Raw genomic sequence first — 15,115 nt, 5'->3', positions numbered from 1 at the left:
TTTTTTAAAATGGAAGAACGCCGATTAAATGCAGCAATACGACGATGATAGCCAGCGGCACGAGATATTTCAGAAGGAAATACCACACCTGAAAGAAACGATAGCCGATGGCGGAACCGCTTTTCATCTCGGCGAACAGCTCCCGCTTCGGTATTTTCAGCGGGATGAAGATTGATATTAATAAAGCGCCGAGCGGAATCAGCACATTGCTCACTGTGAAATCCGCTAGATCAAAAAACGTTTTTCCGAACAAATGAACATCACCGAGAACACCGTATGATAAACAGGACGGAATTCCGACTAAGAAAATGAGCAGACCGCTTGTCCACGACAGCTTCTTCCTTTTCGTTTCATCACCTTTCCCGACAGTCGCTACGATAATTTCCACCATCGAAAAGGCCGAAGTCAGCGCGGCGAAGAAAAAGACCGCCAGAAAGCTGATAAAAAACAGCGAGCCGAACGGCAGCCGGTCAAACACAGCCGGCAGTACGGTAAACAGCAGTGTAGGCCCTTCATCCGGTTTAAAGCCGAACGAAAAAACCGCCGGAAAAATGGCCAGTCCCGCAAACAGCGTGACGAGCACATTCATCACAACAATGGAACCCGCCGATCCCGGAAGGTTTTGGGTTTTCGGCAGATACGAACTGTATGTCACCATGACCGAAACGCCGAGCGTTAATGTAAAGAACGCCTGTCCTAAAGCATATAGGATGGATTCCGGCGTCAAATCTTCAAAGTGCGGAACCAATAAAAATCTAATCCCCTCAACGGCATGATCGAGCGTGACTGATCGCAGCACAAGCAATAGAAACAGCACGAATAAAACCGGCATCAGCACCGCACTGACACGTTCAATCCCTTTCTGCACGCCTTTTGCGACGACCGCCACGGTCATGATCATAAATACAAGCTGCGCGGCGAGAGTCTGGATCGGATTTTCAATGACCGTCCCGAACACCGTTCCGTACTGCTCCTGAGTGAGCCCGGATAAAGAACCCGTAACAGCTTTTAACACATAAAGCAAAATCCACCCGCCGACAACACTGTAAAAAGACAAAACTAAAAAACAGGCCGCCACACCCACATAACCCGTGAGGTGCCATACCGACTTCGGCGCGGCTTGTTTGTAGGCATCAATCGCATTTGTCTGGCTCCGTCTTCCGAAAATAAATTCACCGAGCAAAAGCGGATAGCCTAAAAGTACGGTAAAGAGGACGAATACAAGAAAAAAAGCGCCTCCTCCGTTCGTACCCGCTACGTAAGGGAACTTCCAAATGGCTCCCAGGCCGATCGCCGAACCGGCAGCGGCCATAATAAATCCTATTTTTGAGGCCCATTGAACCCTTTTTTGGTCAGACACGACTTTCCACTTCCCTTCCGCCCTATATTATCCCTTATTCGCTGCGATAACTTAAGCCCATTTCAATATGTTTCATTATTCCGAAAAATAAAAAGGAGCGGCGGGTGCCGCTCCTTACAAATCCCCGTTTAATTTCGAATGCTTTCTCGAATATAAGAAATAAATCACCAGACCGATGATCAGCCAGATAAAGAAACGGAATATGGTGGTGGCGCCAAGGTTAATAATCAAAAATACGCAGAACAGAATGGATAATATCGGAATAAAGGGAACCCCCGGACATTTAAAAGCTCTTGGCAGATCAGGCTGTTTCTTTCTCAATACGATAACCGCTACTGAAATCAGGACAAATGCGGCAAGCGTGCCGATGTTCACCAGCTTCGCCAGCTCATCAAGCGGGACGAGTGAGCCGAGTAATGCCGACAGGATGCCGAACACCCATGTCACCACGTGCGGCGTTTTATGCTTCGGATGGACTTTTGAAAGCGCCCCCGGCACCAAACCGTCACGGGACATGGCAAACATCACCCTCGTCTGGCCGTACAGCATGACGAGCATCACCGTTGTCATTCCCAACACTGCGCCGATATCAATAATCCCGGCCACCCAATTCTGTCCGGCCATCTGCAGGACGAGAGACACGGGATGGTCAACGCCTTCAAAGCGGGCAAACGGAACGACGCCCGTCATAATCGCCGATACGGTCACATACAGCACAGTGCAGACGATTAATGAAAAGATAATTCCTTTCGGCAGATCCTTCGCCGGATTTTTCGTTTCTTCAGCGGCGGAAGAGACGGCGTCAAAACCGATAAAAGAGAAGAAAACGAGCGCCGCGGCACTGAAAACACCGCCGAACCCCATCGGTATAAACGGCTGCCAGTTGTGAGGTTTGACATATACGGCCGCAACGGCGATAAACAATAGAACAACCAGAACCTTCAAAATGACCATAATATTATTGACCCGCTTCGATTCCTTAATGCCTAAGTAGAGGAGGAATGTAATCGCAAGCACGATAACAAATGCGGGGAGATTAAAGAATGTGACCGTGCCTTTAATGGATCCCGGCGCGGCCGTTAATGCAGTCGGAAGATGAACGCCGAAGCCCGCCAAGAATGATTGAAAATAGCCGGACCAGCCGACCGAAACCGCGCTGACGGCGAGCATATATTCCAAGATTAAATCCCATCCGATGATAAATGCGAGAAGTTCACCCAGTGTCGCATAAGTAAACGTGTAGACGGAACCGGAAACCGGGACGCTTGAAGCAAATTCCGCATATGATAAAGCCGCAAATAAACACGCAAGAGCGGCGATGACAAATGAAACAGTCAGCCCCGGCCCCGCCGTGACAGCGCCTGTTCCGGTTAATACAAAAATTCCCGTTCCGATGATGGCCCCTATCCCCAGAAGGGTCAGATCAAAGGCCCCTAACTCTCTTTTCAGCGACTTTTCCCCGCCCGTTGCGGCAAGCAGGTCCTGAATGCTTTTCTTTCTGAATATGCTCCCCTTCATCTGCTTCACTCCTTGTAAATCAATATATGTTAGAATATTCAGATAACAATAGCGATAATGACTAAATTCTTATTTTTCGCATGAAATGTTTCAGCACATCATTCCTTTCTCCTACATCATATTATAGCGAAAAATATAAAAATGAAAATAACTTTTTTGAAAATTCTATATATTATTTCAGTTTTCATAAAACAGAACTCAGCGGATTCTCTGCTGTGAAATATTAACATTAGTGATTCGGCTGGAGACTTCCATTTTTTAAAAATCGTATTCATATGTAATCAAATAAAAATCCCGCACTTTTTAAAAGTGCGGGATAAGACTTGCGTATTATGTTGAAATAAACCTGCCGCCATTTACGTGAATGGTCTGCCCCGTCATATAGGAAGATTCGTCTGAAGCCAGAAGCACGTAAGCTCCGGCGTGTTCCGCAGGCTGTCCCGGTCTTCCCATCGGAGTGTCCAGACCGTGCTTTTCCACCTTTTCTTCAGTAAACGTTGCCGGAATCAGGGCGGTCCAGATCGGCCCGGGGGCCACCGCATTTACTCTGATCCCCTGATCGGCCAATGACATCGCCATTGAACGCGTAAAGGAAACGATGCCGCCTTTCGTGCACGAATAGTCGATCAATGATGTGTCTCCCTGATAAGCGGTAATCGACGTTGTATTAATGATGGCGCTCCCTCTTTTGAGATGAGGCAGCACGGCTTTAGTCATATGAAACATAGAAAACATGTTTGTACGGAATGTCTTCTCCAGCTGTTCAGCCGTAATATCAAGAATCCCGTTTTGCGGATGCTGCTCAGCCGCATTATTAACGAGAATATCTATTTTTCCGTAGTGATCTAAGACTTGCCGGACCGCCTTCTGACAATGCGCCTCATCACCGACGTCTCCCGGAATTAACAGGCATTCGGCCTGGTATTCTTCCGCACGCTTTTTCGTTCTCTCGGCATCGGCATGTTCGTCTAGGTACAGGATGGCAAGATCCGCCCCTTCCTTCGCGTAAGCGATCGCAGCCGCTGCGCCGATGCCGCTGTCTCCGCCCGTGATGACGGCGACTTTTCCTTTTAATCTGCCCGATCCTTTTACATCCGGGTCCTCCAAGAGCGGTTTTGGCTCCATGTCTGACTCAATGCCGGGCTGGCGGTTTTGCACCTGCGGCTTTTGTCCTTCCGTCTGTCTGTCCATCGGATTCATATTCTCACACTCCTGCAATTGGTATTACTGAGACGATACCACGCAGTGCGGGGAGTTAAACGGACAAATATGCCGGTAATTAAAGCTGCTGAGCCGTTTCGGGAAAAGCGCCGGTGTATTTCGCAGACGGCCTGTAAATCATGTTGTCAGCGGACTGTTCAAGCACATGTGCGCACCAGCCTGCCATTCTGCTTGCTGAAAAGGTCGGCGTAAATAAATCATTGTCGACATCAATGGCCTGCATCACAGCCGCTGCGTAAAACTCCACATTCGTATACAGCTTCCGTCCGGGCTTATATTGCTCTAACAAGCGGATGGCTTCCTTCTCCACATAAAGCGCCAAGTCAAGCGACGGATCATTTCCCGTCACTTCTTCAGCCTTTATGCGCAGCGCTTCCGCCCGCGGGTCTTTTGTTTTGTACACCCTGTGCCCGAAGCCCATCAGGCGTTCTCCCCTCATAAGCTTCGCTGTCAAATACGCTTCTGCATTTTCTTTTTCCCCGATGTCTTCAAGCATTTTCGTGACGCCTGAAGGCGCACCTCCGTGCAGCGGCCCTTTCATCGTACCCAGTGCGGCAGTGACGGCAGACACTAAGTCCGATTCAGTCGAAACGGTGACTCTCGCCGAAAAAGTCGATGCATTCATCCCGTGTTCCATCGCCAGAATCATATACGTCTCAAGCGCTTTCTTTTGGGCTGCGGACGGCTGCCTGCCTGTCAGCATATACAAATAGTTTTCAACGTGTCCGTATCGCGCCTCGGGTGACAGCGCTTCCTGCCCTTGTTTACGGCGGTATCTGTACGCAATAATCGTCGGTGTGACGGCAATCAGTTTAATCGCTTCTTCCCGCTTGGGCGGATATGTAAATGAATCTGTGCCCAAACCCGAAACAGCCGTTCTCAGCACCGCCATGTCGTCCATTTCATCCGGAAGCGTTTCCAGTAAGCCGATCAAATGTTTCGGAAGCCCGCGCTCGGCTGCAAGTTCTTCCTGAAACGCAAGCAATTGCCGCTCATCAGGAAGCGCCCCGTTCAAAATGAGATACGCCGCTTCTTCAAAACTGAATTGCAATGCGATATCCTTCGCGTCATAGCCGCGATATATTAAATGCCCCTTTTCTCCGTCAATGTGGCTGATCGCCGTTTCTGCACAAGTAATCCCTTTCAATCCACGATAAATCAATTTCATTCCCCCTTATCCTCTTTCTGTTATTATAGTAAATATAATATTTAAAAAATAATGAATATTTTTAAGGGAATTAATTAAAACTTTTAATCAGAGGAGTGCATCTATGGATTTTAAATGGCTTCACACCTTCGTCACCGCGGCAAAATATGAGAATTTCAGAAAAACGGCGGAAACGCTTTTTTTATCTCAGCCGACCGTCACCGTTCATATAAAATTATTAGAGAAAGAAATCAGCTGCAAGCTGTTTCAGCGGAGCGGCCGGAAAATACAATTGACGGAAGAAGGAAAAGCATACGTGCCGTTTGCCATGAGACTTTTGGAAGACTATGAAAACAGCATGGCGGAGCTGCACAGGGTGCGCCAGGGCTACTCGCACACGCTGACGCTCGCTGTTTCGCCGCTTATCGCCGACACCGTTCTTCCGTCTGTCATGAAGCGTTATACAGAGGACAATAAAGAAACCGAAATGACAGTCACCATTTTCGAATCGGAAGAAATCGCCTCTCAAATCAGAAACGGCTCAGCCGATATCGGACTGAGCTGCTTAAAGGTGCAATCATCTTCCCTCACTTGCCGCCCCCTGTACAATGACCCCGTTGTCCTCGTCGCGCCACCCGGCCGAAAACCCGGGACAGGGAAGGCGAATGAAGTGAAAGACCTGTTCGGACAATATCTGCTTTTGACCCATAACCATCCTGACTATTGGGATGATTTGCTCCGCCAGGTCAGAATACAGTTCCCTTTCGTCAGAACAATGAAGGTGACACAGACGCATATTACGAAACGATTTATTAAAGAGGGGCTGGGCGTCTCATTTCTGCCGCTGTCAGCGGTACGGTCCGAACTCGCCGCAGGCAGCATGATTGAAATTCCGTGCGAATTCGCCCAGATGCCGAGCGCGGGCGCGTACGCCATCGCCCTCTATGAAAATGAAAAAAAGAAAACCTTTTTAGATTTTTTATCACATTTTCATTTTTAGGTGAAACAAATGGAGCTCTGCCCCGTCTAAATAAAAAACCCGTTCGGATGAACGGGTTTCTCTCACTGCTAGAATCTTTTCGCGCCCAGGTAGCGCGGCTTCCAGTAGCTGTTATTCAGATCACTTGTTGTGACGCCGTCAGAACCGGCATGGATGAACTTGTTGTTTCCGATGTACACACCCATGTGTGAAGGGCCGGCCTGATATGTTGTAAAGAAGACGAAGTCTCCTCTTGACGGGCTGGACACGCTCTTCATTGAGCTCCAGTATCCCGCAGTGCTTGTTCTGCCGACACTCGTCTGTTTGTTTAACAGGTACCAGATAAATCCGCTGCAGTCAAAGCCGGAAGTCGTTGTTCCGCCCCATACATACGGCGTGCCGATTAAAGATTGCGCATCAGAAATCAGCTTGTTTACATTCAGGCTCGTCTGTGCAATATTATGGCTGGATGAAGGCTTCTTTGATGACGAAGATCCTGAAGACGCTGAACCGGAAGTTGATCCTTTTACTTTAAGCACTTGCCCGATGCGGATCAGGTCCGTTTTTAAACCGTTTAAACTTTTTAATTGGTTTACCGTCATTTTATATTTATTCGCAATTTTCCAAAGGCTGTCGCCTTTTACGACTTTATATGTAGACGATGATGACTTGCTGCCCGAATTTGAACCTGAAGATGATTTACCGTTAATCGAAAGCGTCTGACCGATGTAAATGATATCCGATTTTAATTTGTTCTCAGATTTAATGGAATTAATTGACGTTCCATACCGATTTGAAAGTCCCCATAATGTATCGCCTTTTTTTACCTTAATCGTTTGCGCAGATGCCGCACCCGCAAACAAAGTCGTCCCCAAAACCACTGCCGTTGTTGCTGTAACAAGTTGCTTTTTCATATTTTCCTCCCTGAATGATTCTATCTATTTTATGTGTCTCTTTTTTAAAGTTTTTATCTGTTTCCTATTATAAGGTTCAATTTCCACTAGAAATAGACTTGACTTCCCGTGACAAATTTCTTACTAATTCGTTTTAGAAAAAAGTTTTTAAGGGTATTAAATATTTCAATTTGATTTCAAACGTGACGAAAAACGAGTCAATTTGTCATGTTTTTTTCCTGTGATCATCGTATTTTGGAAAAACAAAGCAGTTTACTTTCCAAATAACTCCTTGTTAAAAAAATCCTCATCTTTTTCAAAAAAGTGAATGGTTTTCACTCTTTCTTGAAAACATAAGTTACACCGGAATTTACATTTCTAACAATGTTTCACCTGAAATTTACAGGAGAAACAGACGCTCTTTACAAACACCCCCTACCATTAGACATACAGACACGATTAAAGGAGGACGAGTGAGAATGAGTCTATTTAAACAGGTTCGATCAAAACTTCTGCCGGCGGCAGCCGTATCCGTACTGACAGCCGGTCTGATTGCGGGTGCGGGGCTTCAGCACTCCGAACAGGCTGCGGCAAAAAAACAGCCTGACAAAAACGAGATCAGAAACGTCATCTTCATGGTCGGCGACGGAATGGGCGCTCCCTATATGAACGCCTACCGTTCGGTCATTAACAAAGGAAAGCCTTCGGATGGTATGAAACTGACAGCATTCGATCCCAATCTCACCGGTATGATGATGACTTATCCTGACGATCCTGATTCCAATATTACCGATTCCGCGGCGGCTGGCACGGCAATGGCCACAGGCGTGAAAACGTATAACGCGGCGATCGGAGTCGATAAAAAAGGAAAGCGGGTAAAATCCGTCCTCGAAGAAGCGAAACAAAGAGGGAAATCCACCGGACTTGTCGCAACTTCGGAGATTGCGCACGCCACCCCTGCGGCATTCGGAGCCCATAACAAATCCCGAAAGAACATGGATGACATCGCAAGCAGCTACTTTGATGACCGCATCAACGGAAAACAGAAAGTCGATGTGCTCCTCGGAGGCGGCAAGTCAAACTTTATCCGTAAAGACCGCAATATAACAAAGGATTTCAAAAAAGCGGGATACAGCTACGTGACATCAAAACAGGAGCTCAAAAAGGATCGTAACAAGAAGATTCTCGGCCTGTTTGCCGATGGCGGACTCGACAAAGCAATCGACCGCTCAAACGCCGTCCCTTCATTAGAAGACATGACAACGGCAGCGATCGACAGGCTGAACAAGAATAAAAAAGGGTTTTTCTTAATGGTCGAAGGCAGCCAAATTGACTGGGCGGGCCATGACAATGATATAGTCGGCGCAATGAGTGAAATGAAGGATTTTGAAAAAGCGTATAAAGCAGCGATCGCATTTGCCAAAAAGGACAAACATACGCTTGTCGTTGCCACGGCTGACCATACCACCGGCGGATTGACGATCGGCGCGAATGACGATAAAAACTGGCATGTTGAACCGATTCTTGCCGCAAAAAAAACCCCGGCGTTTATGGCTGACCAAATCAAAGCGGGTAAATCCGTATCTTCCGTGCTTGCGCGTTATACAGACCTGAAATGGTCAAAAGCTGAAATCAAACAGATCGAAACGGCCTCAAAACAGGATGCTGACAAGAGCGTCTACAAAGCGATCATTAAGCTCTTTAATGCGAAAACCAACAGCGGCTGGACAACCGGCGATCATACGGGCGAAGAAGTTCCCGTTTACGCATACGGTCCGGGAAGAGAGTCATTTACGGGGCTTTTAAACAACACGGACCAGGCCAAAAAGATTTTTCACATCCTGAAACACGGAAAATAAAAAAGGATGCGGGGGTTTCCCCGCATCCTTTCTTCTTTTACAGATATCTCCGGTGCACTCCTTTGCCGTCATAAGAAAACATCACTTCTCTGTCTTCAAGAACAGATTCGATGTGCACGCTCCTGCCCCACAGCTGGTACAGATACGGCAGCACTTTCTCCAAATATTTCAGATCAAGCTCAATTCCCTCATACCAATGTTTAATATAAAGCTCATTATTCTTCAGGTAATCCCCGTCATTGACGGTCAGATAAGGAAATCCCCCGTTGACCCGCATGTTCACGAGCTGATCTCGCACGGCCTTCCATTCTTTGTCGATCACTTTATAGTCCCTGCCCTGCTTTTGGAATAAATACAAATCCTCACGCATTACGAGATCTTTCGTCAAATAATTGCGGATAAATGATATATCCGATTCAATTTCCCTGACCTCAAACATTTTCTCGCGGCCGGAACCGGGCTTTACTCCTGTTTTTTTCATTTCATCTGTCGGGTTGTCATAACGCTCTTCGATGTCCTCAAAAATTTTCAGCCCTAAATAATACGGGTTGATTCCCGTTTTTGACGGCTGAACGACGCCTGCGTTCAGCTTCGCAAATTCGATGGCTTCATCTGAAGTCAGGTCAAGCTCGCGGATAATCCGCTGATGCCAATAAGATGCCCAGCCTTCGTTCATGATTTTCGTTTCCAGCTGCGGCCAGAAATACAGCATTTCTTCTCTCATCATGGTTAAAATGTCACGCTGCCACGGTTCAAGCTCCCGCGAATGTTCTTCGATAAACAGCAGAATATCTTTTTCCGGCCGGGGCGGAAACGGTTTTTTCCCTTTTTTCTTTTTCACCTGCTTCGGCTTATCCATTCCCCATAAATCATCGTAAGGCGATGGCGCGGTTTCTTCTTCGTCCTCCTCTTCGTCATCGACGCTCCACAGCAGCTTCGGCCTGACGAGCGACGGATCGATATGCTCCTGAACCGCCAGAATGGCATCTAAAAAGGACTCCACCTCTTTTATCCCGTGAATTCTTTCATAATGCTTAATCCGCTCCGCCGCAGCCGCCATACTCTCAACCATGTCCCGGTTCGTATTTTGAAAGCGGCAGTTATGTTTGAAAAAATCACAATGGGCAAGAACATGGGCTACAATTAATTTATTTTGGATCAGCGAATTGCTGTCCAGCAAAAAAGCGTAGCAAGGGTTGGAATTAATGACAAGTTCATAAATTTTGCTCAAACCGAGATCATAATGGAGTTTCATCTTATGAAATTGTTTGCCGAAACTCCAGTGGCTGAATCTCGTCGGCATGCCGTACGCGCCGAATGTATAAATAATTTCAGCCGGGCAAATTTCATATCTCATCGGGTAGAAATCAAGGCCGAAACCCTTCGCAATGTCGGTTATTTCCTCAATTGCCCGCTGTAAACCTTTTGTCTCCTCCGCGTTCAACCGAATCCCCCCTACTTGGACTTATTTATAATGTATGACCCCTCCTCTCAAAAGATGAAATAACAGATCGGTTTCCGGCTGAAAACTTTCGGCACATCCGCGCCGTTTGCTTTATCTGTAAGTGGGTAAAACACACACCATACCCCAAAAAGAAAAGGAGCGATTCTACTTGAATACAGCAGACATGCTTACGACGTATCTCAGCAAACTCCCGAATCTGGTCATTGCACTGCTCGTCCTGCTTATCGGCTGGGGCATTGCCAAAATCATTGAAAAAGCCGTATACAAAGGCCTGCAAAAAACAAAAATTGACGACAGGCTGTTCGCCGAAAAAAAGCCGGCGCGCTATTCCTCAGAAAAAGTCATCAGTAAAGTCATTTATTTTATCGCATTAATTATCGTTTTTATTCTATTCTTTAACATTCTGCATCTGACAACCGTGGCTTCGCCTTTTGTCAGCATGCTGTCAGCGATAACGGCGGCTGTGCCGAGCATTTTAAAAGCCGGCCTGATTCTGCTGTTGGGCTGGGCGGCCGCTTCGCTTTTCAGCTATCTCGTCAAAAAAGCGGGCATGAAACTCGCTGAAAACGGCCGGTTCAGAAAATGGACAATGGTGTCTGAAGAAGCGGAGATGAGCAGATCCGTTACGGCCGCTTCACGAATCGTTTTCTACTTCGTCTTGCTCTTGTTCCTGCCCGGCGTCTTGGCCGCTCTCCAAATCAGCGGAGTATCAGGGCCGTTTACAAATATGATCCAAAGCGTTTTGTCCTTTATACCGAAAGTATTCGCCGCGGCGCTGATTGTTTTAATCGGCTGGCTTGTTGCCCGTCTCGTCCGTGATATCGTCACAAACTTTCTGGCGAGTATCGGCACGGAAAGGCTCGCCGCACGTATGGGGCTTTCTATTTATCTGAAGGATACAAGCCTGTCGGCAATCATCGGAACGATTGTCTACGTGCTGATTTTCATTCCGGTGATCATTTCTGCGCTTGACCGGCTTGATGTGGCGGGTATTTCTGAACCGGCGTCAGCCATGCTGCACACGGTCTTTACAATGCTTCCTAATATCATCATCGGTATCGTGCTGATCATCGCCGGCATCTGGATCGGAAAATGGGTCAACAGCATTGTATCCGGGCTCTTGCACCGGGCCGGTTTCGACTCTCTTCTCGGTAAAATGGGCTTTGAACAGGCGGGTACCCCGAAGCTGACGCTTTCTCAGACGGTCGGCATGATTGTTCAGATCATCATCGTCCTGCTCTTTACGGCAGAGGCGCTGCAGCTTGTTCATCTCGAATTTCTCGTCGTTATCGCAACAGGTATTATCGCTTACCTGCCTAATGTTCTGGCCGCTGTATTTATTCTCGGAATCGGGCTTTTGGCCGGACAGCTCGTCAGCAGGCTGCTTGCCGGCATGCTGAGCGGAAAGGAATTCAGATTCCTGGCGCCGCTTGCGAAATATACCATTATCACTCTCTCAATCTTTATGGCGCTGGATCAGCTCGGTGTCGCCGACACGATCGTAAATGCCGCGTTTATTCTGATTCTGGGCGGTTTCGCGCTTGCCTTCGGACTTTCATTCGGTCTTGGCGGAAAAGAATTTGCCTCCCGTTATCTCGCAAAATTGGATCGCAAAATTGAAAAACATCAATCGGCTGACGATCGTAAGCCGCCGATGTCTTAACGAAAAAAACGTGTGCTCAGAAGGAGCGCACGTTTTTTTTTGAGTTAAAGGGGCAAATTCCTTTTTTTTCATTTTAGATTCATATATGATAGACTGTAACAGAAGCAAAATCTCTTTTTCCGAGGTCATTCTATGAAATTAACGAACTATACCGATTATTCTTTACGCGTTTTGATTTTTTTGGCTTCCAAACATTCCGACGAACTTTCCAACATAAAAGAAATCGCAGATACTTATTCCATCTCTAAAAACCACCTCATGAAAGTCATTTACCGCCTCGGCCAGCTCGGGTATGTCGAAACGATCCGGGGCCGGGGAGGCGGAATCCGATTAGGAATGACACCGGAAGACATAAACATTGGAGAAGTCGTTCGAAATACAGAAGACGACTTTAACATCGTAGAATGCTTTGACTCCAAAAAAAATCTCTGTATCATATCTCCCGCCTGCAACTTAAAGAACCTTCTGAATGAAGCCCTGCAAGCTTACCTGGCCGTTTTAGACAAATATACGTTAAGGGATCTGGTCAAAAACAAAGAGGAGATTATGAGACTGCTCAGAAGCTGAAGGAATGTCCGCATTCCTTCTTTTTTTTATGCCGGCATAAGAAAAAAGGACTATTTCTATTAATATGATAAACGATTGCAGACAAGTGCCGATATAAAGATTATCATTACTGATATCCTCACCTTGCGGCTGCAACGAATGGGGATAGTAAAATCATCGCAGGAAAAGGGAGATTCATTATGAAAAAAAAGGTAGCGGTCGGTTTGACTGCATCTGCGATCGTCGGGTCTGCGTTAGCTGTAACACCGGCAGAAGCACAAACGATTAAGGTTAAAAGCGGAGATTCATTATGGAAGCTTGCCCAAAACTACAATACAAGCGTGGATGCCATTACATCAGCGAATCATCTAAAATCCACCGTTATTTCTATCGGGCAGACGCTCAACATTCCTAACGGCAAATCAGATTCCGGCAGCTCAAAGCCATCTTCAAAGAACAGCGGCACGACTAAAAGCGTTTATACAGTGAAAAGCGGAGACTCGCTGTGGCTGATCGCATCTGATTTTAAAATGTCTGTACAGGAACTGAAAAAAATGAACGGTCTGACAAGCGACTTAATCCGCGCCGGACAGAAGCTGCAAGTGACGGGGAAAGTTTCCTCAAGCACCGATCAGAAAAAAAACACACCGGGCAGCAGCTCAAACAGCAGCAAAAAGCAGTCATCATCTTCCGGGACGTATAAAGTCAAACTCGGCGATTCACTATGGAAGATCGCAAACAGCGTCAATATGACCATTGCGGAACTCAAAGTATTAAACAACTTAAAAACGGATACGATCTACGTAAACCAAGTCCTGAAAACAAAAGGAACGTCTTCTTCGGGAAACACGCCGTCAAAAGACAATTCAAACCAAAATAAAAACCAGACGCAAACGTCCTCTTATACAGTAAAAAGCGGAGACTCACTCTGGAAAATCGCAAACGCATACAACATGACGGTTCAGCAAATCAGAAGCATCAACAAACTGACGTCAGACATGCTGCGGGTCGGACAAGTGCTTAAGCTGACAAAAACGTCATCTTCCGGCTCTTCGACTTCACCGTCAACTCCGAACCAGTCCGGAGATACAGGGAAAACCACTACATATACCGTGAAAAGCGGGGATTCTTTATGGGTGATCGCCCAAAAGTTCAATGTGACGGCCCAGCAGATCCGCGAGAAAAACAATCTGAAAACAGATGTTCTTCAAATCGGACAAAAGCTGACGATTACCGGGCAGCAGACAAACACGACACCGAATCAGTCCGGCAACACAGGCGGCACAGGTTCAACAAGCGCGAAGATTAATGTAATGATCGATGCCGCAAAAGCTCAACTGGGCGTACCGTATGTATGGGGCGGGACAACGCCGAGAGGCTTTGACTGCAGCGGTTTCATTTATTACGTTCTCAATAAGGTCACTTCTGTATCCAGACTTTCAGCCGCAGGCTACTGGAATACGATGACATCAGTCAGCCAGCCGGCGGTCGGTGACTTTGTCTTTTTCTCAACTTATAAAGCCGGACCTTCCCACGTCGGTATTTATCTCGGGAACGGCCAGTTTATTAATGCCAACGATTCGGGTGTCGTTATTTCCAGCATGAACAATTCCTATTGGAAACAGCGCTACCTCGGCGCAAAACGTTTCTTCTGATATCTGACAAGCTGTACGGCCTCAATTAGGCTGTGCAGCTTTTTTTACAGTCTGAAAATATTAATGCTGATCACGTGTTTTGTTACGGGATGGAAATACACTTCAGCACGGGATGAAAACGTTTCTTTTGATGTTTGCACCGTTACGCGAAACACATCTTTCGTCTGTTCCCGGTTCACTTTTGTACGGCCCATGTACGAATAATCGGTAAGCTCGGCCCCCTTGTATTCACGTTCAAGCTGGTTCCATGCGAGCTGCTCCCATTTTTCAACTGATGGATCAAGGTGTTCTGTATGCCCTTTTTCAGCGATAGAGGCAATGAGAATGCCGCAAAACAAGAGGGCAAGCGCAAATGGAAGGGATTTCATCTTTATGTTCTCCTGAGTCGTTTTTTGTCAATCTTAGCGTGTCCAAAGAAGAGACGGATATGCGGTTTTATTTTATGTCTCCCTCATATTGCTATGCCGCAGTGATAAGGACACCAACTTTTCCCCCGTTGCATCCGGGCTTCAGCGGCATAAACTAACGGAGAACTTCTCATTGAAAGGAGAAGCGTTAGATGGATCATGCCGATTATGACAAAGCCTTGTATTACACACACCGGTCTCAATGGGACAATTTGTTAATATTGATGGTTCGTACAAAAGATGATTTATTATCAAAGCGTATTGAGCACTTTCTGCACGCGTATCATTTCGAATATGATCATGCGGTGCTTGAAAAAGAGCTGTATTCTCTTCTCGGGTATATTGATCATGCGGCGGAGCTCGTTTATGAAGATCAATTAGCCATGCTGACATAAAAACAAT

The 15,115-nt window shown here is 46.7% G+C and carries 13 protein-coding genes; 6 read left to right on the top strand and 7 right to left on the bottom strand.

Features of this window, described 5'->3' with window-relative positions; translation table 11 throughout:
* Positions 1-4: 4 nt before the first annotated feature.
* From G4O42_RS04810 to G4O42_RS04795, 4 genes are all read right to left on the bottom strand, one after another.
* Complete coding sequence (locus G4O42_RS04810) at positions 5-1,360, bottom strand: sodium-dependent transporter (protein ID WP_032874290.1); 1,356 nt, start codon at positions 1,358-1,360, stop codon at positions 5-7.
* A gap of 114 nt (positions 1,361-1,474) precedes the next feature.
* Positions 1,475-2,878 (bottom strand): branched-chain amino acid transporter BcaP, encoded by a 1,404-nt coding sequence (bcaP, locus tag G4O42_RS04805; protein ID WP_032874288.1) that lies wholly within the window; start codon positions 2,876-2,878, stop codon positions 1,475-1,477.
* Between the two features lie 330 nt (positions 2,879-3,208).
* Positions 3,209-4,078, bottom strand: a complete 870-nt coding sequence (locus G4O42_RS04800; protein WP_014417296.1) for an SDR family oxidoreductase — start codon at positions 4,076-4,078, stop codon at positions 3,209-3,211.
* A 79-nt stretch (positions 4,079-4,157) separates the two neighbouring features.
* The gene (locus tag G4O42_RS04795; RefSeq protein ID WP_032875166.1) at positions 4,158-5,261 is read right to left on the bottom strand and encodes a citrate synthase/methylcitrate synthase; all 1,104 of its coding nucleotides are present in this window, start codon (positions 5,259-5,261) and stop codon (positions 4,158-4,160) included.
* A 109-nt stretch (positions 5,262-5,370) separates the two neighbouring features.
* Between G4O42_RS04795 and G4O42_RS04790 the strand changes: the two genes are divergently transcribed.
* Entirely contained in the window at positions 5,371-6,246 is an 876-nt protein-coding gene (locus G4O42_RS04790) for a transcriptional regulator CitR (RefSeq protein WP_032874282.1), read from the top strand.
* A gap of 68 nt (positions 6,247-6,314) precedes the next feature.
* On the opposite strand, the gene G4O42_RS04785 is transcribed toward G4O42_RS04790, so the two are convergent.
* The gene (locus tag G4O42_RS04785; protein ID WP_024085067.1) at positions 6,315-7,139 is read right to left on the bottom strand and encodes a C40 family peptidase; all 825 of its coding nucleotides are present in this window, start codon (positions 7,137-7,139) and stop codon (positions 6,315-6,317) included.
* A 458-nt stretch (positions 7,140-7,597) separates the two neighbouring features.
* Between G4O42_RS04785 and G4O42_RS04780 the strand changes: the two genes are divergently transcribed.
* Positions 7,598-8,977, top strand: coding sequence for an alkaline phosphatase PhoA (locus G4O42_RS04780; RefSeq protein WP_032874278.1), 1,380 nt, complete (start codon positions 7,598-7,600; stop codon positions 8,975-8,977).
* A gap of 37 nt (positions 8,978-9,014) precedes the next feature.
* Here G4O42_RS04780 and G4O42_RS04775 read toward each other — a convergent pair whose 3' ends face one another.
* Positions 9,015-10,421 carry a SpoVR family protein gene (locus G4O42_RS04775; RefSeq protein WP_007409274.1) on the bottom strand — a complete coding sequence of 469 codons (1,407 nt, stop codon included), beginning with the start codon at positions 10,419-10,421 and terminating at the stop codon, positions 9,015-9,017.
* A gap of 169 nt (positions 10,422-10,590) precedes the next feature.
* Between G4O42_RS04775 and G4O42_RS04770 the strand changes: the two genes are divergently transcribed.
* The 3 genes from G4O42_RS04770 (at position 10,591) to lytF (ending at position 14,306) form a co-directional block, all read left to right on the top strand.
* Positions 10,591-12,105, top strand: a complete 1,515-nt coding sequence (locus G4O42_RS04770) for a mechanosensitive ion channel (protein WP_007610307.1) — start codon at positions 10,591-10,593, stop codon at positions 12,103-12,105.
* 132 nt (positions 12,106-12,237) lie between these two features.
* Complete coding sequence (gene nsrR, locus G4O42_RS04765; protein ID WP_032874275.1) at positions 12,238-12,672, top strand: nitric oxide-sensing transcriptional repressor NsrR; 435 nt, start codon at positions 12,238-12,240, stop codon at positions 12,670-12,672.
* Positions 12,673-12,851: 179 nt separating this feature from the next.
* Positions 12,852-14,306 (top strand): peptidoglycan endopeptidase LytF, encoded by a 1,455-nt coding sequence (gene lytF, locus G4O42_RS04760; RefSeq protein WP_032874273.1) that lies wholly within the window; start codon positions 12,852-12,854, stop codon positions 14,304-14,306.
* Between the two features lie 44 nt (positions 14,307-14,350).
* Here the strand turns inward: lytF and G4O42_RS04755 are convergent, their stop codons facing one another.
* On the bottom strand, positions 14,351-14,674 hold the full coding sequence (locus G4O42_RS04755; RefSeq protein ID WP_032874270.1) for a DUF3889 domain-containing protein: 324 nt from the start codon (positions 14,672-14,674) through the stop codon (positions 14,351-14,353).
* A 191-nt stretch (positions 14,675-14,865) separates the two neighbouring features.
* Between G4O42_RS04755 and G4O42_RS04750 the strand changes: the two genes are divergently transcribed.
* Positions 14,866-15,108 carry a YhdB family protein gene (locus G4O42_RS04750; RefSeq protein ID WP_032874267.1) on the top strand — a complete coding sequence of 81 codons (243 nt, stop codon included), beginning with the start codon at positions 14,866-14,868 and terminating at the stop codon, positions 15,106-15,108.
* Positions 15,109-15,115 lie beyond the last annotated feature (7 nt).

It is taken from the genome of Bacillus sp. LUNF1 (assembly GCF_011008975.1).
In the GTDB taxonomy this organism is placed as follows: Bacteria; Bacillota; Bacilli; order Bacillales; family Bacillaceae; genus Bacillus; species Bacillus velezensis.
This window is presented reverse-complemented; position numbering and strand designations above follow the sequence as displayed.

Coding starts and splice junctions, on each gene's coding strand:
- bcaP (WP_032874288.1), bottom strand. CDS start 2,878: ATGAAGGGGAGCATATTCAGAAAGAAAAGCATTCAGGACCTGCTTGCC.
- G4O42_RS04800 (WP_014417296.1), bottom strand. CDS start 4,078: ATGAATCCGATGGACAGACAGACGGAAGGACAAAAGCCGCAGGTGCAA.
- G4O42_RS04790 (WP_032874282.1), top strand. CDS start 5,371: ATGGATTTTAAATGGCTTCACACCTTCGTCACCGCGGCAAAATATGAG.
- G4O42_RS04785 (WP_024085067.1), bottom strand. CDS start 7,139: ATGAAAAAGCAACTTGTTACAGCAACAACGGCAGTGGTTTTGGGGACG.
- G4O42_RS04780 (WP_032874278.1), top strand. CDS start 7,598: ATGAGTCTATTTAAACAGGTTCGATCAAAACTTCTGCCGGCGGCAGCC.
- nsrR (WP_032874275.1), top strand. CDS start 12,238: ATGAAATTAACGAACTATACCGATTATTCTTTACGCGTTTTGATTTTT.
- lytF (WP_032874273.1), top strand. CDS start 12,852: ATGAAAAAAAAGGTAGCGGTCGGTTTGACTGCATCTGCGATCGTCGGG.
- G4O42_RS04755 (WP_032874270.1), bottom strand. CDS start 14,674: ATGAAATCCCTTCCATTTGCGCTTGCCCTCTTGTTTTGCGGCATTCTC.
- G4O42_RS04750 (WP_032874267.1), top strand. CDS start 14,866: ATGGATCATGCCGATTATGACAAAGCCTTGTATTACACACACCGGTCT.